Raw genomic sequence first — 17,341 nt, 5'->3', positions numbered from 1 at the left:
GAAGAATGTTCGTATTGCAACTCGGCCTGATCGGCCTCTGTATCGCGCTTTTGCCGCTCTCATACGTCTGGGTCAAGGCCGACGACAACAAATTCCGCAAGCTCGTCTGGCTGACGACGTTTCTCACGCTCGATCTGATCATGTTCGGCGGCTTCACGCGTCTCACCGATTCCGGCCTCGGCTGTCCCGACTGGCCGGGTTGCTACGGGACGTCGTCGCCGTTCATCGCGCATGCGCAGATCGCAGCGGCCCATCAGGCGATGCCAAGCGGTCCGGTCAGTATGGTGAAGGCGTGGATCGAGATGCTGCATCGTTATTTCGCGATGGCGATCGGCGTGCTGATCATCGCGCAGGTGGTGATCGCGTGGACGGCGCGTTTCAAGCGCCGGCCGCTGCACGTGTCGCCCTGGTGGCCGACGGGCATTCTTCTCCTCATCTGCGTGCAGGGCGCGTTCGGCGCGTGGACCGTCACGATGAAGCTTCAACCGGTCATCGTCACGCTGCATCTGCTGCTCGGGCTCGCGCTGCTCGGCGCGCTCGGCTGGCTTGCGGCGCGGCAAACGCCGATTCCCGTTCACGAGCCCGAAGCCGCGCGCTGGATGCCGGCGGCGCTGTTCGGGCTGGCGTTGCTGATCGTGCAAATCGCGCTCGGCGGCTGGGTCAGCACCAATTACGCGGTGCTCGCGTGCGCCGACTTCCCGCTGTGTGCCGGCCAATGGGTTCCGCCGATGAATTTCGAGCACGGCTTTCACCTGTGGCGCGCACTCGGCATGACGGGCGACGGCGATGTGATCTCGCAGGACGCGCTCGTCGCGATCCACTGGACGCACCGTAGTTTCGCTGTGGTCGTGGTGCTTTACACGCTGTGGCTCGCGTTCAGGCTGCGTCGTTTCGAATCGCTGCGCACGCCCGCAAACGCCGTGCTTCTCCTGATCGTCGTGCAGTTCCTGACGGGTCTCTCGAACATCGTTCTGCAATGGCCGTTGCCGGTCGCCGTGGCGCACAACGGCGGTGCGGCGATCCTGTTGCTGCTGCTCGTTATGCTAAACTTTCGAATCTCCTCCAGCCGTCCCGGCCGCGCCGTACTTCCCGCGCGCGACGTCGTTTCAGCGTGAATCCAAATCATGGAAAGCACGACAATCACCTCTCCCTCCGGTAACCGCCTCTCGCAATATCTCGCGCTGACGAAACCGCGCGTGACGCAGCTTGCGGTGTTTTGCGCGGTCATCGGAATGTTTCTCGCGACGCCCGGCATGGTGCCGTGGACCGTTTTGATCGGCGGTACAGTCGGCATCTGGCTGCTGGCGGGCGCGGCGTTCGCGATCAACTGTCTCGTCGAACAAAAAGTCGATGCGATGATGCGGCGCACGTCGTGGCGTCCGTCGGCGCGCGGCGAGATCACGACCACGCAGATCCTGCTGTTCTCGGCGGTGCTCGGCGGCGCCGGCATGGCGACGCTCTACACGTTCACCAATCCGCTGACGATGTGGCTCACGGTAGCGACGTTCGTTGGCTACGCGGTGATCTATACGCTGCTGCTCAAGCCTTACACGCCGCAGAACATCGTGATCGGCGGGGCGTCGGGCGCGATGCCACCGGCGCTCGGCTGGGCGGCCGTGACGGGCGCAGTACCCGGCGACGCGTGGATTCTCGTGCTGATCATCTTCGTGTGGACGCCGCCGCATTTCTGGGCGCTCGCGCTCTATCGCCGCAAGGACTACGAGAACGCCGGCCTGCCGATGCTGCCGAACACGCACGGCGAACAGTACACGCGGCTGCACATCTTCCTCTACACGGTGATCCTCTTCGCCGTCACGATGATGCCGTTCATTTCCGGCATGAGCGGTGTGATCTATCTGGCATCAGCGGTGGTGCTGGGCGCAGTGTTCCTCGGCTACGCATGGAAGATCTATCGCGAATACTCCGACGCCCTCGCGCGCAAGACCTTTCGTTATTCGATCGTGTACCTGTCGCTGCTGTTCGGCGCGCTGCTCGTCGATCATTACGTGCGCACGGTGATCGGCGCATGACGGTTCCGGCTCGCAGGACCTTCGGGCGCATCGCGCTCGCGCTGGCCGGTGCCGCGCTGCTGGCGGCGTGCAACAAGGCGCCCGACTTCAAGAATCTCGACATCACCGGCAATACCCAATTCGGCAGCACGTTCTCGCTGCCCGACACGTCGGGCAAGACGCGCACGCTCGCCGATTTCAAAGGCAAGGCCGTCGTTCTGTTCTTTGGGTACACTCACTGCCCGGACGTCTGCCCGACGACGCTCGCCGAGCTTTCACAGGCGCTGCAGCAACTCGGTGACGAGGGCAAGCGCGTACAGGTGCTGATGGTCACCGTCGATCCCGCGCGCGATACGCCCGAGTTGCTCGGGCAGTATGTATCGGCGTTCAATTCGTCGTACATCGGCTTGCGTCCTGCGAGCGACGCGGAGCTCGCGAAGGTCGCGAAGGACTTCCGCGTGTACTACGCGAAGGCGCAGGGCAAGACGCCGGGCGACTACACGATGGACCACACAGCCGCGAGCTACGTCTTCGATCCGGAAGGCAAGCTGCGACTTTTTGCCCGGGATGGCCAGGGCGTTCAGCCGTGGGTCCACGATCTGAAACTGCTGCTCGACTGAGGGCAGCGGTTCGCCGGATGACGGCTCAGCGACACGCAAGGTTGTCGGTCGAATTCGATCTACAACCATCATCGCCGATTCGACGGCAATTCCATCTCTTCTGCTTGTAACGACGCGGATGCGAGCGCGTGTCCGCCCCGTCATTCGATCAAATGCGGCCATCTTATATAGACATCCTAATTACATGGATGGCGACGCTCATCCCTCTTCTAAGAAGATCTTCAGACAAACCCCGCGATTTAGGGCGTTTAGACGCAGTCGTTATGTTGACCGGCGTCAATTTCTGCCTCGGTGGGCCTGCATAAAATTTCGCGCTGTAACGCCTTGCAGCGCGTTCCCCAGTGGGATCGCGCATCTCTCCCCGTCTGGAACGAATCAATGAAGATCAGGCAAATGATATGAACGGAAAACTCTTAAGAGGGATCTTGCTTCCCTTCTCGGTAGCACTGATCTCATGTCTCTCCGGATGTAGCAAACTGGATCTGCTGAATCCAAAAGGCAGTGTCGGGGTCGCCGAGAAGGAACTGATCACCACTGCGACGCTCGCGATGCTCATCGTCGTCGTACCGGTGATCATCCTGACGCTCGCGTTCGCGTGGCGTTATCGTGCGTCCAATCGCAACACCGTCTATGCGCCGAAGTGGGCGCACTCGACGGCCATCGAAGTCGTCGTCTGGACCATTCCCACGCTGATCATCCTCTTCCTCGGCATCCTGACATGGAAGACGACGCACGAACTCGATCCGTACAAGCCGCTCGAGTCGTCTGTTGCGCCGATCAACGTCGAGGTCGTCGCGCTCGACTGGAAGTGGCTCTTCATCTACCCGGATCTCGGCATCGCGACGGTCAACCAGCTCGCGTTTCCGGTCGGCACGCCAGTCAACTTCCGCATCACGTCCGATTCGGTGATGAATTCGTTCTTCATCCCGCAGCTCGGCAGCCAGATCTACGCGATGGCGGGCATGCAGACGCGTCTGCATCTCGTCGCCGACCATGCGGGCGATTTCGCCGGCGTGTCGGCCAACTACAGCGGACACGGGTATTCCGACATGAAGTTCAGGGCGCTGGCCAAGACGCCGGCTCAGTTCGACACGTGGGTCGCGAGCGTGAAGGCCTCCTCCGACCGTCTCGACATGAACGCCTACAACGTCGTGACGCAGCCGAGCGCGAACCAGCCGGTCAGGTATTTCTCGACCGTCGATTCGAAGCTCTTTCGCAACATCATCGCAAAGTACAACAACGGTAACGTCCTCGACTTCAAGGATGCTGCCTGCGCAACGCAGGGGTAACGCATGTTCGGAAAACTCACACTATCGGCGATCCCTTTCGATCAGCCGATCATCATGGGGGCCGCAGCCTTCATGGCGCTTCTGGTGCTTGGCATAGGGGGCGCGCTTACCGTCTACGGCAAGTGGAAATGGCTATGGACGGAGTGGCTGACGAGCGTCGACCACAAGCGCATCGGCGTCATGTATTGCGTCGTCGCCGTGCTGATGCTGGTGCGCGGCTTCATCGACGCCGTGATGATGCGTGCGCAGCAGGCCATCGCCTATCTCGATCCGGGCTTCCTGCCGCCGCATCACTACGATCAGATCTTCACCGCGCATGGCGTCATCATGATCTTCTTCATGGCGATGGCGCTGATGGTTGGCTTCTTCAATCTCGTGGTGCCATTGCAGATCGGCGCGCGCGATGTCGCGTTCCCGTTCCTCAATTCGCTGAGCTTCTGGATGACGGCGATCGCCGCGATCCTGATGAACGTCTCGCTCGTGATCGGCGAATTCGCGCAAACCGGATGGCTTGCCTACCCGCCGCTTTCGGAGTTGCAATACAGTCCGGGCGTAGGGGTCGACTATTACCTCTGGAGCTTGCAGCTGTCCGGCGTCGGCACACTCATCACGGCGATCAACTTCTTCGTGACGATCGTCAAGATGCGCGCGCCCGGCATGACGCTCATGAAGATGCCGGTGTTCACGTGGACCGCGCTCTGCTCGAACGTGCTCATCATGGCGACGTTCCCGATCTTGACGGTCGCGCTGGCGCTGCTCGGTCTCGACCGCTATATGGGCATGCACTTCTTCACCAACGACCTCGGCGGCAATCCGATGGTCTATCTGAACCTGATCTGGGCATGGGGACACCCGGAGGTGTACATCCTCGTGCTGCCGGCGTTCGGCATCTATTCGGAAGTGGTGGCGACCTTCGCCAAGAAGACCTTGTTCGGCTATCGCACGATGGTGTACGCGTCGTGCGTGATCATGGTTCTGGCGTTCCTCGTGTGGCTGCATCACTTCTTCACGATGGGCTCGGGTGCGAACGTCAACGCCTTCTTCGGCATTATGACGATGATCATCGCCATTCCGACCGGCGTGAAGATCTTCAATTGGCTGTTCACGATCTATCGCGGCCGGCTGGAGTTCACGGCGCCCGTTTTGTGGACCATCGGCTTCATGGTGACGTTCACGATCGGCGGCATGACGGGCGTGATGCTTGCGATTCCGGGCGCCGACTTCCTGCTGCACAACACGCTGTTTCTGGTGGCGCACTTTCATAACACGATCATCGGAGGAGTGGTGTTCGGGTATCTCGCCGGCGTTCACTACTGGTTCCCGAAGGCTTTCGGATTCAAGCTCAACGAGAAGCTCGGCAAGTGCGCGTTCTGGTGCTGGTTCGTCGGGTATTTCGTCGCGTTCACGCCGCTTTACGTGCTCGGTTTCATGGGGATGATGCGACGCATGAACCACTACGACAATCCCGCCTGGCAACCCTGGCTGATCGTAGCCGCGTGCGGTGCGGGCCTGATCGCAGTGGGCGTCGTGTTCCAGGTCGCGCAAGTGTGGGTGAGCGTGCGCAACCGCCATCTGCCTGAGTACCGCGACGCAACGGGCGATCCGTGGGGCGGCCGCACGCTCGAATGGGCGACGACATCGCCGCCGCCTGCCTACAACTTCGCAAACCTGCCTGTCGTCCATGAACTCGATGCGTTCGCGCACATGAAGGAAACGGGCCACGGCCTTGGACGTGACACGGTCTACCGCGACATTCACATGCCGTCGAACACGAGCGCCGGATTGTTTGTCGGCTTGTTTAGCCTTGCGCTGGGCTTTGCCGGGGTCTGGCATATCTGGTGGCTCGCTATTGCGGCGCTTGTGGCCATTGCCGTGACGGTGATCGGCTACAGCTTCCGTCGCAATGACGGCCATTACATCGATGCTTCGACGGTCCTTTCGATCGAGGAAAAACGCAGTCCGGCGCTTGCGGCAGTGGAGGTCAGCTAAATGTTGCAGAAAACTCTCGTTCTGGACCCGCTGGATTCCGGCGAAGAACACGTCCCGTCGCACTCGGTCTTCGGTTTCTGGCTGTATCTGATGACCGACTGCGTGATCTTCGCGTCACTGTTCGCCACGTTCGGCGTGATGGCGCATCAGTTCGCAGGCGGTCCAGGCGGCAAGGAGCTCTTCGATATCCAGGGCGTCGCGCTCGAAACCGTGATGCTGCTCCTGAGCAGCATCACCTTCGGCTTCGCGATGCTCGGCGCGCACCGTCGCAAGAGCGGCACGGTGCTGATGTGGCTCGCGATCACCTTCCTGCTGGGTCTCGGGTTCCTCTGGCTGGAATTCCGCGAATTCGGACATCTGCTTGACGAGGGCTTCGGCCCCGGCCGCAGCGCGTTCCTGTCGTCGTTCTTCACGCTTTTGGGCACGCACGGCCTGCATGTGACGCTCGGCCTCGTATGGATGGCCGTGCTCGCCGCGCAGGTCATCTGCAACCCGGAACTGTCCGAGCGTGAAATCCGTCGGCTGACGTGCCTGAGTCTTTTCTGGCACTTCCTGGATATCGTGTGGATCGGTGTCTTTACCTTCGTCTATCTCGCGAGCGTGATCTAAATGACTCATACGCACTCTTCAACGGCGGACCACGGACACGGCACGCTCGGCAGCTATGTCGTCGGCTTCGTGCTTTCGGTGCTGCTCACCGCGGCCGCGTTTGGCCTCGTCATCAAGGGCGTGCTGCCGCCCGATACCGCGCTACTCGTGCTCGGCGCGCTGGCCTTCGTGCAGATCGTCGTCCATCTGGTGTATTTCCTGCACATGAACACGTCGCGGGCGCAACGCTGGAATCTGATCGCGTTCGGCTATACCGTGCTTGCGGCGGCGTTCCTGATCGTGGGCACGATGTGGGTCATGCACAACGTGTCGATGAACATGATGTCGCGATAACCGGGTAACGCGAGCGTCTCGTGAAAGAAGGCGGCCATCGGCCGCCTTCTTTCGTTTACGCGCCCTGGGGCGACGGCAGGTTCAGGCCCGGCGCGAGCCGTGTCGCCTTGAACTCGATCACTTCGTAGTGCGCGAGCTTCTGTATCGCGAACGGATCCTCGGCGAGGATCGAATCGAGCCGGTCGCGATCGATCGCCGATGCCAGGATGATCCCGCCGTCGCGTGGCACCTTCGGACCCGCGGCGAAGAAAATGCCCGCGGCAAACTGGCGTTCGAGGAAGACGCGATGCGCATCGAGTGCATCGTCGATCTCGGCAAGCGCGCCCGTATAGCGCAGATTGATGACGTACATGTCGGTCGTTCCGGTTTGGATGTGTGACGATTTTAAGCCGGACGGTGCCTTTCACGCCGGCGTCGGAATAACGACATTCCAATCGCGTATTTCCGTTTGCACCACGAGTGTGCGAATATCCGCGGCCTCAGGCGAAGTACCCGTCATCATGTATCGAAGCGAGAACACCATGCAGCGCAGACATTTGCTCAAAGCCCTTTCCCTCATCACCGTGTCGGCCGCGCTTTGCTCGAGCGCAGGCGCCTATGCCGAAGGAAAAGTCATCAAGGTCGGCACGATCAGCGGTCCCGACGCGCAAATCTGGCAAGTCGTGCAGAAGGTTGCGAAGCGCGACGGCCTCGACGTGAAGGTCGTCGAATTCAACGACTACGTGCAGCCGAACGCCGCGCTCGACGCGGGCGATCTCGACGCGAACAGCTTCCAGCACCGGCCGTATCTCGACAGCCAGGTCAAGCAGCGCGGCTACAAGCTTGTCAACGCCGGACTGACATACATCTCGCCGCTCGGCGTCTATTCGAAGAAAGTGAAGTCGGTGAAGGATCTGCCGCAGGGCGCGAAGGTCGCGGTCCCGAACGATCCGTCGAACGAAAATCGCGCGCTGCTGCTCTTGCAGGCGCAAGGCGTGATCAAACTGAAGGCCGGCGCGGGCACGAACGGCAGCAACGCAACGCCGCTCGACGTCGCCGAGAATCCGAAGAAGATCAAGCTCGTCGAACTCGATGCCGCGCAGTTGCCGCGCACGCTCGCGGATGTCGACGCCGCGGCGATCAACACGAACTTCGCGCTGGCCGCCGGTCTTCAGCCGGGCAAGGACGCCATCGCACTCGAAGACGTGCACAGCCCGTACGCGAACCTGATCGCAGTGCGCGCGAAAGACAAGGACCAGCCGTGGGTGAAGAAGCTGGTCGCCGCGTACCAGTCTGAAGACGTGCGTCAGTTCCTGAAGACGGAGTTCAAGGGTTCGATCGTGCCCTCGTTCTGAGTCGACTCAGACGGCAGGACAAATGGCGCCTCACGGGCACCATTTTTTATGCGTCGACGGAAGAGAGCGAACGTCGCCAGCCGTCGTTCGCAGATGCGAATCCACGGCTCACGACGAACCCGCGAAGATCGGCGTGGGCTTCGTCGAATGAGCAGGACAGTTGCTCGTAGCCCGCGTCGAATGCAAACCGCGAACACGCCTCGACGAGACGCGAGCCAAGCCCATGCCGGCGCGCGCCCGGCTCCACAAATAGCAGTTCGATGCGCGCGAGCCTTTCCGACACACGCATCAGCATCGCGGCACCGATCCGCGAGCCATGGTCCTGTTCGGCGATCCAGCACACAGCGCGCCGCGCGTCGTGAGTCGCGCCATGCGGCGTGTCGAGAAAGCGCGTAATGACCGACGCCGCGCGCGCTTCGATGTCCGGACTGGCCTTGTCATGCGGAACAAACTGGGCGCAGCGCTCGACGATCCAGCCGAAGTCGCCGTGGCGCGGGTTGCGCAGGCGCACGCGTTCCTGATCGACGGGAGGCGAGAGCAGGCGTTCGATATCCGCCATCGAAGAGATAAGTTGCGCGCGTTCGCCTTCAGTAAAGCGATCGAGCGCTGCCGATATCTCGCCGAAGCTGCCCGCGCCGATTTCGTCGAAGGCCGCGCGGCCTGCCGCTGTCAGGATCAGGAAGTGTTTGCGGGCGTCGTCGATCGTGGGGCGCCGCACGAGGAATCCGTTGCGTTCGAACTTGCTCAATAGCCGGCTCAGATAGCCGGTGTCGAGCCCCAGGCTGCGCGCGACCTGCGCCGCCGTCTGCGATGGCTCGTACATGAGCACCTGGAGGACCCGCACTTCCGCCGTCGAAAAAAAGCTCTGGCGGAGACGCTCCTGCAAGGCACCCGTGTAGCGCGCATAGAAGTGATTGAAGCGCCGGACCGCCTCGGCGGCGCGGATGGGATCCGCACCAGTCATCATTCCCTCGTTCTCTCATTGTCCAGCTAGGTATGTGCGCATTAGTTCAGAGTCCGAAGCAAGTGTGTCCATTGTGCCCAAATAAAAGCACAAGCGTGCATCTTTGTGAAGGCGAACGAACTGGATTCTTTTGCGCGGACCGGTCGGGATCGAGTGGGCTGCGCATGCGGGTAAATCCCGATCCGTCGGAGCCTGCCCGTCGACTTGATAATTGCACTGTAACTAATTGATTTATATGAGTAAAAAGCAATTATGGAAGATTGAATTGTCGAAATTGACTGGTATTATTTTGGTTATATAATGGGCTCCAACAAGCGCTCCTGACCGGACAAATCGATGGACGAACGATGGCGAGAACTGGCTCCCGATGCGCAGAACAGCACGCCGCTGTACCTGCAGCTCGCCGCCCGCCTCGCCACTCGGATTCATGCCGGCGCATGGTCGGCCGGCGAGGCGCTGCCGTCGGAGCGAATCTTGTCGGACAGCGTCGGCGTGTCGCGGATCACCGCGCGCAAGGCCATCGCGCTCCTGGTCGAGCAAGGTCTGATTCGCCGGGTGCGCGGGGCTGGCAGCTTCATCACGCCGCGCGTCGAAGACCCGTTGTCGAGGCTCACGGGCTTCACGACGAAGATGGAGCAGCGCGGCTTCACGCCCGACTCGGTCTGGCTCGAGCGCGAAGTGCGCACGGCGAGCCGCGACGAAACCGTGCGATTGGGTTTGTCGCCGGGTGCGGGCGTTGCGAGCTTGCGGCGCTTGAGACGTGCGGACGGCATGGTGATGGCGGTCGAGCATTCCACGCTGCCGGCTTCAGTGGTGCCGCAGCCGCTTGCGATCGGCGCCTCGCTCTATCGATATCTAGAGGAGCGTGGCATGTCGGTTGTGCGGGCGTTGCAGCATTTTCGCGCGGTCAACGCGGGCGCGGAGATCGCGCGCCTGATGGGCGTGGCGCCGCGCGCGGCGCTGCTCGTCATCACGCGGATCGGCTACTCGGCTGACCAGCGCTCCATCGAACTGACGGACACGTATTGCCGCGACGATTACTACGACTTCGTCGCGGAGCTTCACCGATAGCAGCACCTACAGCGCCGGCACTCAAGGCGCGCACCACCCAAAAAAAAACGAGAGGACAAAGACGCCGGACGCAGATTTCGCCTGCTCGCAGCATGGCGCGCCCGGATTTCAGCCTCATCACGCATCGCGTTTCACAGAGAACTTCATGCTCAAAGGAAACATCCTCACGACCGACGGCTGGATCCACGGCTCGATCCGCTTCGAGAACGGGCGCGTCACGGCGCTCGAAGGCGAGCGCGTCGATCCGTCGACCAATGACGCCCCGCACATCCTGCCCGGCTTCATCGACCTGCACGTGCATGGCGGTGGCGGCGCCGACATCATGGAAGGCGGCGACGCGGCGCAGACCGTCGCGCGCCTGCACGCGCAGCACGGCACGACGAGCCTTCTCGCTACCACGATGACCGCGCCGCGCGACGAACTGATGAGCGTCGTCGCGGGTCTCGGCGAGCAGGCGAAGTACCGCGCGCCGGGCGGCGCGCGCGTGCTCGGCGTGCATCTGGAAGGTCCGTACATCAATCCTGGCAAGCTCGGCGCGCAGCCGGACGCCGCGGCCGTCGCCGTGCGCGACGAAGTCCTGAAATACCTCGCGCTCGCGCCGATCCGCGTCGTCACCATCGCGCCGGAAATCTCCGGCCATCTCGACATCATCAGCGAGATGGCGGCGCGCGGCGTGCGCGTGCAACTGGGCCACTCGCTCGGCACCTACGACGACGCCGTCGCCGCGCTCAAGCACGGCGCGCGCGGCTTCACGCACCTTTTCAACGCGATGTCGCCGCTGCATCACCGCGATCCCGGGATGGTCGGCGCGGCGCTCGCGCACGCCGAATACGCGGAACTGATTCCCGATTTGCTGCACGTTCATCCGGGGGCGATTCGCGCGGCATTGCGCGCGATTCCGCATCTGTACGTGGTGACCGACAGCACCTCGGCGTCGGGCATGCCCGATGGCGAATATCGCCTCGGCAGCCAGCACGTCACCAAATGCATGGGCGGCGTGCGTCTCGCGGACGGCACGCTCGCCGGCAGCACGCTCACGATGGATCAGGCACTGCGCAACCTCGTGTCGCTCGGACTGCCGATCGCGGACGTCTCGAACCGCCTGTCGCGCAATGCCGCCGATTACCTCGGACTCGAAGACCGCGGCCGCATCGCGCGCGGCGCCTGGGCCGACCTTGTCGTCATCGACCGCGAACTGGCGCTGACGGCCACTTATGTCGAAGGAGAATCGATTGTCGAATATGCTTAATGAGGCGCTGGCGTCAGCCGATGTCGTGGCCGCCCAGCTCGCCGATACCTCGAATATCGAGGCCCTTGCCGTCAAGCTTTCCGAAGCGCCGCGTCATGTCGCGCTCACGGTCGCTCGCGGCAGTTCCGACCACGCCGCGAGCTACTTCGCGAGCCTCACGATGAGCCGCATCGGCGTGCCGGTCGCGTCGCTGCCGATGTCGGTCGCCACCTTGCAGCAAGCGCCGTTGCGCGTCGCCGGGCAACTCGCCGTCGCGTTCTCGCAGTCGGGCAAGAGTCCCGACCTGGTCGGCACGATGCAGGCGCTGCGTGAAGCGGGCGCGTTCACCGTCGCCGCCGTCAACGCGCCGAACTCGCCGCTCGCCGACGCCTGCGAATGGCATCTGCCGCTCCTCGCCGGCGCCGAACTGAGCGTTGCCGCTACCAAGAGCTACATCGCGATGCTGTCGCTTTCCGCGATCGTGATCGCGCACGTCCAGCGCGACGTCGAATTGCTGAACGCGCTGAAGACGCTGCCCGACGCATTGCGCGCGGCGGGGAAACTCGACTGGTCGAAGGCCGTCGACGAACTGAAGGGTGTCGACCGCATGATCGTGATCGGGCGCGGCCTCGGGCTTGCCATCGCACAGGAAGCGGCGCTCAAGCTCAAGGAAACCTCGGGCATTCAGGCAGAAGCGTTTTCGAGCGCGGAAGTGCGTCACGGCCCGATGGAACTGATCGACCAGGACTATCCGCTGCTCGTCTTCGCGCCGCGCGGACCGGAGCAGGCGGGCCTGATCCAGCTCGCACGCGACATGCGCGCACGCGGCGCACGCGTGCTGCTCGCCGCCCCCGACGACATCGCGGAAGCCGATTTGCCGCTCGCCGTCACGGACCACCCGGCGCTCGATCCGATCGCCGCGATTCTTTCCTTCTATGTGATGGCCGCGGGTCTCGCCGCCGCGCGCGGGCGCAATCCCGACACGCCGCGTCATCTGAACAAAGTCACCGAAACTCACTGAGCGAGTAACCCGATGCGCCGTGCCGAGGAGTCACTGTTGAACCATTCCACCGCTAACCCGTTCGTGTTGCTCGCGCCGCTCATCGGCCCCGTCGTGCCGCTCGCCGATGTGCCCGATCCCGTCTTCGCGGAAGGCATGTTCGGCGACGGCATCGGCATCGATCCGCTCGAAGGCGTGCTCGTCTCCCCGTGCGACGGCACGATCACCCATCTCGCCCGCACCAATCACGCCGTCACGCTGCGCACGCCAGAGGGCGCCGAAATCCTGCTGCACATCGGCATCGATACGGTCGAGCTAGGTGGCAAGGGTTTCACGCCGAAGGTCGCGCAGGGCGCCGAGGTGCGCGCGGGCCAGGTGCTGATCGAATTCGACGCCGACTATGTTGCGCAGAACGCGCCGAGCCTCGTTTCCGTGATAGCGGTGGCTAACAGCGACGCGTTCGAGGTCATCGAGCGCGCCGGGCGCGGCGTGCTGAAAGCGGGAGGACGCCTGCTCGTACTGCGCGCAAAAGCCGGCGACAAGGCCGACGCCGCCCGCAGCGACGCCAACTTCACCGACGAAGCCCGCCGCAACGTAACGCTCGCTCACGCGGGCGGCCTGCATGCGCGGCCGGCGGCGCGCGCCCGGGAAGCGGCGCGCGGTTTCGACGCGAAGGTCGAAGTACGCTACGAAGGCCGCAAGGCGCCGATCGAAAGCGTCGTCGGATTGCTGGGGCTCGGCGCGGGCGAGGGCGCGACGATCGAGTTGCTCGGCATCGGCGCACAGGCGGCACAAGCCGTCGAAGCGGTCGCGACGGAACTGCTGCGCGCGGCGCACGGCGAAGTGGAAGAAACGCCGGCGCGCGCGAAGTCGCCCGCGCCGCAGATGGTCGCGCGCACGCCGGGCCAGCCGCTCGACCCGAACACGCTCGCGGGCGTGTGCGCGGCGCCCGGCATCGCGGTCGGCAAGCTCGTGCGCTGGGACGACCAGGACATTGCGCCGCCCGAGCAGGCGAGCGGCACATCGGCGGCAGAAAGCCACGCGCTCGACCGCGCAATCGCCAAGGTCGACGCCGAGCTCGACGAAACCGTGCGCACCGCGTCGCAACGCGGCGCGGTCGGCGAGGCGGGGATTTTCGCGGTGCATCGCGTGCTGCTGGAAGACCCGACGCTGCTCGACGCCGCACGCGATCTCATCAGCCTCGGCAAGAGCGCGGGCTTCGCGTGGCGCGAGGCGATCCGCGCGCAGATCGTGCTGCTCGGCAAGGTTGAAGACGCACTGCTCGCCGAGCGTGCCGCCGACTTGCGCGACATCGAAAAGCGCGTGGTGCGCGCGCTCGGCTACACGAACACGGCGGCGCGTGTGTTGCCCGACGAAGCCGTGCTCGCCGCCGACGAATTCACGCCGTCCGATCTCTCGTCGCTCGACCGCACGCGGGTCACCGCGCTCGTGATGGCGCGCGGCGGCGCGACTTCGCACGCGGCGATCATCGCGCGGCAGAGCGGTATTCCGGCGCTCGTCGCGGTCGGCGATGCGCTGCATGCCGTGCCCGAAGGCACGCAGGTCGTCGTAGATGCATCGGCGGGACGGATCGAATACGCCCCGACCGCGCTCGACGTCGAGCGCGCGCGGCTGGAACGCCAGCGCCTCGCGGGCGTGCGTGAGGTGAACCGCCGCCTGTCGGGCGAAGCGGCCGCCACCCGCGACGGACGCGAGATCGAAGTCGCCGCCAACATCGCCACGCTCGAAGACGCGCAAACCGCCGTCGACAACGGCGCCGACTCGGTCGGCCTGCTGCGCACGGAACTGCTCTTCATCCACCGCGCGTCGGCGCCGACGAAGGACGAGCACGCCCAGAGCTACCAGGGCATCGTCGATGCGCTGAAGGGCCGCACCGCGATCATCCGCACGCTCGATGTCGGCGCGGACAAGGAAGTCGACTACCTGACGCTGCCGCCCGAAACGAACCCGGCGCTCGGCCTGCGCGGCATCCGCCTCGCGCAGGTGCGCCCCGATCTTCTCGACGACCAGTTGCGCGGCCTGATCGCCGTGCAGCCGTTCGGCGCGGTGCGCATCCTGCTGCCGATGGTCACGGATTCGGGCGAACTCGTCCGTATCAGACAGCGCATCGACGAACTCGCGCGCGAAATCGGACGCACCGAGCCGATCGAAGTGGGCGTGATGATCGAAGTGCCGTCGGCGGCATTGCTCGCGGATCAACTGGCGCAACACGCCGATTTCCTCTCGATCGGTACGAACGATCTCACACAGTACACGCTCGCGATGGACCGCTGCCAGCCCGATCTCGCCGCTCAGTCCGACGGCCTGCACCCGGCCGTGCTGCGCCTCATCAAGGCCGCCGTGCAGGGCGCGGAGAAGCACGGCAAGTGGGTCGGCGTGTGCGGCGCGCTCGGCGGCGATCCGGTGGCGGTGCCGCTGCTCGTCGGCCTGGGCGTGACCGAACTGTCGGTCGATCCGGTGTCGGTGCCCGGCATCAAGGCGCGCGTGCGCAATCTCGATTACCCGTTGTGCCGCCAGCGCGCCGAGGATGCCCTCGCGCTCGAATCGGCGCAGGCAGTAAGAGCAGCAAGCCGCGAAATCTGGCCGCTGGACTAACGTCCGTCCGGCGCCGGGCGTTTCGCGTCCCGAAATCAAACCCAGCAACGACAAGACCTATATTTTTGGAGAACCCGATGGACGCTAACCCGTTTGCAAAGATGCAGCGACTAGGCCGCGCGCTGATGCTGCCGATTGCCGTGCTGCCTGTGGCCGGCCTTCTGCTGCGTCTCGGCCAGCCCGATGTTTTCAACATCAAGATGATCGCCGACGCCGGCGACGCGATCTTCACCAACCTGCCGCTCCTGTTCGCGATCGGCGTGGCGGTCGGTTTCGCGAAGGACAACAACGGCACGGCGGGGCTCGCGGGCGCGATCGGCTACCTGATCGAAATCGCGGTGATGAAGGACATCGATCCGAAGCTCAATATGGGCGTGCTCTCCGGGATCGTCGCGGGTTCGGTCGCGGGCTATCTCTACAACCGCTACAAGGACATCAAGCTGCCCGAGTACCTCGCGTTCTTCGGAGGGAAACGCTTCGTGCCGATTGTGACGGGAGTGGCCTGTCTGGTACTCGGCATCGTGTTCGGCTACATCTGGCAGCCGGTGCAGCATGCAATCGACGCGGCCGGCCTCTGGCTGACGACCGCGGGCGCACTCGGCACCTTCGTGTTCGGCTTGCTGAACCGCATCCTGCTGGTGACGGGCCTGCACCACATCATCAACTCGCTCGCGTGGTTCGTGTTCGGCACGTTCACGCCGCCGGGCGGCGGCGCGCCGGTGACGGGCGACCTGCACCGCTTCTTCGCTGGCGACCCGACCGCGGGCGGCTTCATGACGGGCTTCTTCCCGGTGATGATGTTCGGCCTGCCGGCCGCGTGTCTCGCGATGTTCCACGAAGCGCCGAAGGATCGTCGAGCGATCGTCGGCGGGCTGTTGTTCTCGATGGCGCTGACTTCGTTCCTGACGGGCGTGACCGAGCCGATCGAATACACCTTCATGTTCCTCGCGCCGATCCTCTACGCGATCCACGCCGTGCTGACGGGCCTCTCGCTCGCGATCTGCTCGGCGCTCGGCATCCACCTGGGCTTCACGTTCTCGGCGGGCGCGATCGACTACGTGCTGAACTACGGCCTCTCGACGCGCGGCTGGATGGCGATCCCGATCGGCATCGTCTACGGCTTGGTGTACTACGGGCTGTTCCGCTTCTTCATCCGCAAGTTCAACATGGCGACGCCGGGCCGCGAACCCGCGACGACCGATGCCGAAACCGCGTCGACGGAAAGCGCCGGTGGTTTCGTCTCGCCGACGACCGCACCCGCAGCGGCTTCGACGCGTGCAGCCCGCTATATCGCGGCGCTCGGCGGCGCGTCGAACCTGACGCTCGTCGATGCGTGCACGACGCGTCTGCGTCTGTCGGTGGCGGACACGGAGAAGGTGTCGGAAGCGCAGTTGAAGTCGATCGGCGCGCGGGGAGTGTTGAAGCGCGGCGCGACGACCGTGCAGGTGATCATCGGACCGGAAGCGGACCTGATCGCTGATGAAATCCGCTCGGAACTCGAGCATTCGTCGACGCGCGGCGCCACGCCGGCTTCGTCCGCGCCGGCTGCGGTGGCTGCCGCTCCCGCAGCGGTTGCCGCGACTGAGCAAGGCCCGCTCGATCCGGACCCGGCGCGCTGGCTCGCCGTGTTCGGCGGCGCGACCAACGTGTCTTCGCTCGACGCCATTGCGGCGACGCGCCTGCGCGTAGTCGTGCGCGATCCGTCGGCGGTGGATCGCCAGCGGCTCTCGACGCTCGACGTCGCCTGGGTTTCAGCCGACACGTTCCACATCGTCGTCGGTTCGGCTGCCGAGCGCTATGCGCGGCATTTGGCAACGCGTCTGCAGGGCAACGGCGGCGGCGCGGCGCCTCTGCCTGCCTGAGCCGAAACACGGCAGCAGGCATGAGGAAACGGCGCCTTCGGGCGCCGTTTTTACGTCCGCGCCGGATAAACGCGGAGAAAGCGCCGGGCAAGAAAATCTATGGTCACCCCCGTTTTTGCAACCTTGATTTTTGACCTTGTGGTTGGCTTGCTTAAATCTATCCGGCGTCGTTGTGGGGATAACTCCCCGCGCCACGATGAGAGCCGCTGCATGTACGATCGTGCGCCCTGGACCAGCAATCTGCGCAGGTTCTTGTCGCCTCTCTTGCTGATCCCCTGCAGGTTGGCCTTGCCGCCGGTGCTGTACTGGCGCGGTACTAACCCGATCGACGCGGCGAAGTCCCGGCTGCAACCATATTGCTTGCCATCGCCCATTTCGGCGGCTAGCACGCTCGCTGTGATAGGACCGACACCTGGG

Annotated in this window: 15 protein-coding genes and 1 pseudogene; 13 read left to right on the top strand and 3 right to left on the bottom strand. The window is 64.0% G+C overall.

Translation table 11 applies throughout. From position 1 onward, the window contains the following. Positions 1–5 precede the first annotated feature (5 nt). From AWB81_RS10110 to cyoD, 7 genes are all read left to right on the top strand, one after another. Positions 6–1,115 (top strand): COX15/CtaA family protein, encoded by a 1,110-nt coding sequence (locus AWB81_RS10110; protein WP_062634782.1) that lies wholly within the window; start codon positions 6–8, stop codon positions 1,113–1,115. A gap of 9 nt (positions 1,116–1,124) precedes the next feature. Continuing rightward, positions 1,125–2,030 carry a heme o synthase gene (cyoE, locus tag AWB81_RS10105; protein ID WP_062634780.1) on the top strand — a complete coding sequence of 302 codons (906 nt, stop codon included), beginning with the start codon at positions 1,125–1,127 and terminating at the stop codon, positions 2,028–2,030. Then, a complete protein-coding gene (locus AWB81_RS10100; protein WP_062634778.1) occupies positions 2,027–2,629 on the top strand; it encodes an SCO family protein in 603 nt (200 codons plus the stop codon). The genes cyoE and AWB81_RS10100 overlap by 4 nt, the downstream gene beginning before the upstream one ends. A 398-nt stretch (positions 2,630–3,027) precedes the next feature. Next, entirely contained in the window at positions 3,028–3,918 is an 891-nt protein-coding gene (gene cyoA, locus AWB81_RS10095) for a ubiquinol oxidase subunit II (RefSeq protein ID WP_062634776.1), read from the top strand. A gap of 3 nt (positions 3,919–3,921) precedes the next feature. Beyond that, a complete protein-coding gene (cyoB, locus tag AWB81_RS10090; RefSeq protein ID WP_062634774.1) occupies positions 3,922–5,907 on the top strand; it encodes a cytochrome o ubiquinol oxidase subunit I in 1,986 nt (661 codons plus the stop codon). Further along, a complete protein-coding gene (cyoC, locus tag AWB81_RS10085; protein WP_062634772.1) occupies positions 5,908–6,516 on the top strand; it encodes a cytochrome o ubiquinol oxidase subunit III in 609 nt (202 codons plus the stop codon). It begins immediately after the preceding gene. After that, the gene (cyoD, locus tag AWB81_RS10080; protein ID WP_062634770.1) at positions 6,517–6,849 is read left to right on the top strand and encodes a cytochrome o ubiquinol oxidase subunit IV; all 333 of its coding nucleotides are present in this window, start codon (positions 6,517–6,519) and stop codon (positions 6,847–6,849) included. 55 nt (positions 6,850–6,904) lie between these two features. Here the strand turns inward: cyoD and AWB81_RS10075 are convergent, their stop codons facing one another. Continuing rightward, a complete protein-coding gene (locus AWB81_RS10075) occupies positions 6,905–7,201 on the bottom strand; it encodes a YciI family protein (RefSeq protein ID WP_062634769.1) in 297 nt (98 codons plus the stop codon). Between the two features lie 169 nt (positions 7,202–7,370). Here AWB81_RS10075 and AWB81_RS10070 point away from each other — a divergent pair, with 169 nt between their 5' ends. Next, complete coding sequence (locus tag AWB81_RS10070; protein WP_062635007.1) at positions 7,371–8,183, top strand: MetQ/NlpA family ABC transporter substrate-binding protein; 813 nt, start codon at positions 7,371–7,373, stop codon at positions 8,181–8,183. A gap of 46 nt (positions 8,184–8,229) precedes the next feature. On the opposite strand, the gene AWB81_RS10065 is transcribed toward AWB81_RS10070, so the two are convergent. Then, positions 8,230–9,147 carry a bifunctional helix-turn-helix transcriptional regulator/GNAT family N-acetyltransferase gene (locus AWB81_RS10065; protein ID WP_159938872.1) on the bottom strand — a complete coding sequence of 306 codons (918 nt, stop codon included), beginning with the start codon at positions 9,145–9,147 and terminating at the stop codon, positions 8,230–8,232. A gap of 336 nt (positions 9,148–9,483) precedes the next feature. On the opposite strand from AWB81_RS10065, the gene AWB81_RS10060 reads away from it, so the two are divergent. The 5 genes from AWB81_RS10060 to nagE all read left to right on the top strand — a co-directional run bounded on the left by AWB81_RS10060 (position 9,484) and on the right by nagE (position 16,924). Then, entirely contained in the window at positions 9,484–10,218 is a 735-nt protein-coding gene (locus tag AWB81_RS10060; RefSeq protein WP_062634766.1) for a GntR family transcriptional regulator, read from the top strand. Positions 10,219–10,363: 145 nt separating this feature from the next. Then, positions 10,364–11,467 (top strand): N-acetylglucosamine-6-phosphate deacetylase, encoded by a 1,104-nt coding sequence (gene nagA, locus AWB81_RS10055; RefSeq protein WP_062634764.1) that lies wholly within the window; start codon positions 10,364–10,366, stop codon positions 11,465–11,467. After that, a complete protein-coding gene (locus tag AWB81_RS10050; protein ID WP_062634762.1) occupies positions 11,460–12,467 on the top strand; it encodes an SIS domain-containing protein in 1,008 nt (335 codons plus the stop codon). Before nagA ends, AWB81_RS10050 begins: the two co-directional genes overlap by 8 nt. A 12-nt stretch (positions 12,468–12,479) precedes the next feature. Further along, positions 12,480–15,062: a phosphoenolpyruvate--protein phosphotransferase gene (gene ptsP / locus AWB81_RS10045; protein WP_062634760.1), complete on the top strand. Its 2,583-nt coding sequence runs from the start codon at positions 12,480–12,482 to the stop codon at positions 15,060–15,062. 77 nt (positions 15,063–15,139) lie between these two features. After that, positions 15,140–16,924: an N-acetylglucosamine-specific PTS transporter subunit IIBC gene (gene nagE, locus AWB81_RS10040; RefSeq protein ID WP_062634758.1), complete on the top strand. Its 1,785-nt coding sequence runs from the start codon at positions 15,140–15,142 to the stop codon at positions 16,922–16,924. Between the two features lie 176 nt (positions 16,925–17,100). Here nagE and AWB81_RS10035 read toward each other — a convergent pair. Continuing rightward, positions 17,101–17,341 (bottom strand): annotated as a pseudogene (locus tag AWB81_RS10035) (transposase); the annotation flags it as partial.

Origin of the sequence: Caballeronia arationis (assembly GCF_001544975.2) — a bacterium.
GTDB classification, from domain to species: domain Bacteria; phylum Pseudomonadota; class Gammaproteobacteria; order Burkholderiales; family Burkholderiaceae; genus Caballeronia; species Caballeronia arationis.
Note: the sequence above shows the minus strand (reverse complement) of the source record. Positions and strands in the feature narration are given on the sequence as shown.

Excerpts from the sequence above, each read along its gene's own strand:
- AWB81_RS10110 (WP_062634782.1), top strand. The coding sequence starts at position 6 with ATGTTCGTATTGCAACTCGGCCTGATCGGCCTCTGTATCGCGCTTTTG.
- cyoE (WP_062634780.1), top strand. The coding sequence starts at position 1,125 with ATGGAAAGCACGACAATCACCTCTCCCTCCGGTAACCGCCTCTCGCAA.
- AWB81_RS10100 (WP_062634778.1), top strand. The coding sequence starts at position 2,027 with ATGACGGTTCCGGCTCGCAGGACCTTCGGGCGCATCGCGCTCGCGCTG.
- cyoA (WP_062634776.1), top strand. The coding sequence starts at position 3,028 with ATGAACGGAAAACTCTTAAGAGGGATCTTGCTTCCCTTCTCGGTAGCA.
- cyoB (WP_062634774.1), top strand. The coding sequence starts at position 3,922 with ATGTTCGGAAAACTCACACTATCGGCGATCCCTTTCGATCAGCCGATC.
- cyoC (WP_062634772.1), top strand. The coding sequence starts at position 5,908 with ATGTTGCAGAAAACTCTCGTTCTGGACCCGCTGGATTCCGGCGAAGAA.
- cyoD (WP_062634770.1), top strand. The coding sequence starts at position 6,517 with ATGACTCATACGCACTCTTCAACGGCGGACCACGGACACGGCACGCTC.
- AWB81_RS10075 (WP_062634769.1), bottom strand. The coding sequence starts at position 7,201 with ATGTACGTCATCAATCTGCGCTATACGGGCGCGCTTGCCGAGATCGAC.
- AWB81_RS10070 (WP_062635007.1), top strand. The coding sequence starts at position 7,371 with ATGCAGCGCAGACATTTGCTCAAAGCCCTTTCCCTCATCACCGTGTCG.
- AWB81_RS10065 (WP_159938872.1), bottom strand. The coding sequence starts at position 9,147 with ATGACTGGTGCGGATCCCATCCGCGCCGCCGAGGCGGTCCGGCGCTTC.
- AWB81_RS10060 (WP_062634766.1), top strand. The coding sequence starts at position 9,484 with ATGGACGAACGATGGCGAGAACTGGCTCCCGATGCGCAGAACAGCACG.
- nagA (WP_062634764.1), top strand. The coding sequence starts at position 10,364 with ATGCTCAAAGGAAACATCCTCACGACCGACGGCTGGATCCACGGCTCG.
- AWB81_RS10050 (WP_062634762.1), top strand. The coding sequence starts at position 11,460 with ATGCTTAATGAGGCGCTGGCGTCAGCCGATGTCGTGGCCGCCCAGCTC.
- ptsP (WP_062634760.1), top strand. The coding sequence starts at position 12,480 with ATGCGCCGTGCCGAGGAGTCACTGTTGAACCATTCCACCGCTAACCCG.
- nagE (WP_062634758.1), top strand. The coding sequence starts at position 15,140 with ATGGACGCTAACCCGTTTGCAAAGATGCAGCGACTAGGCCGCGCGCTG.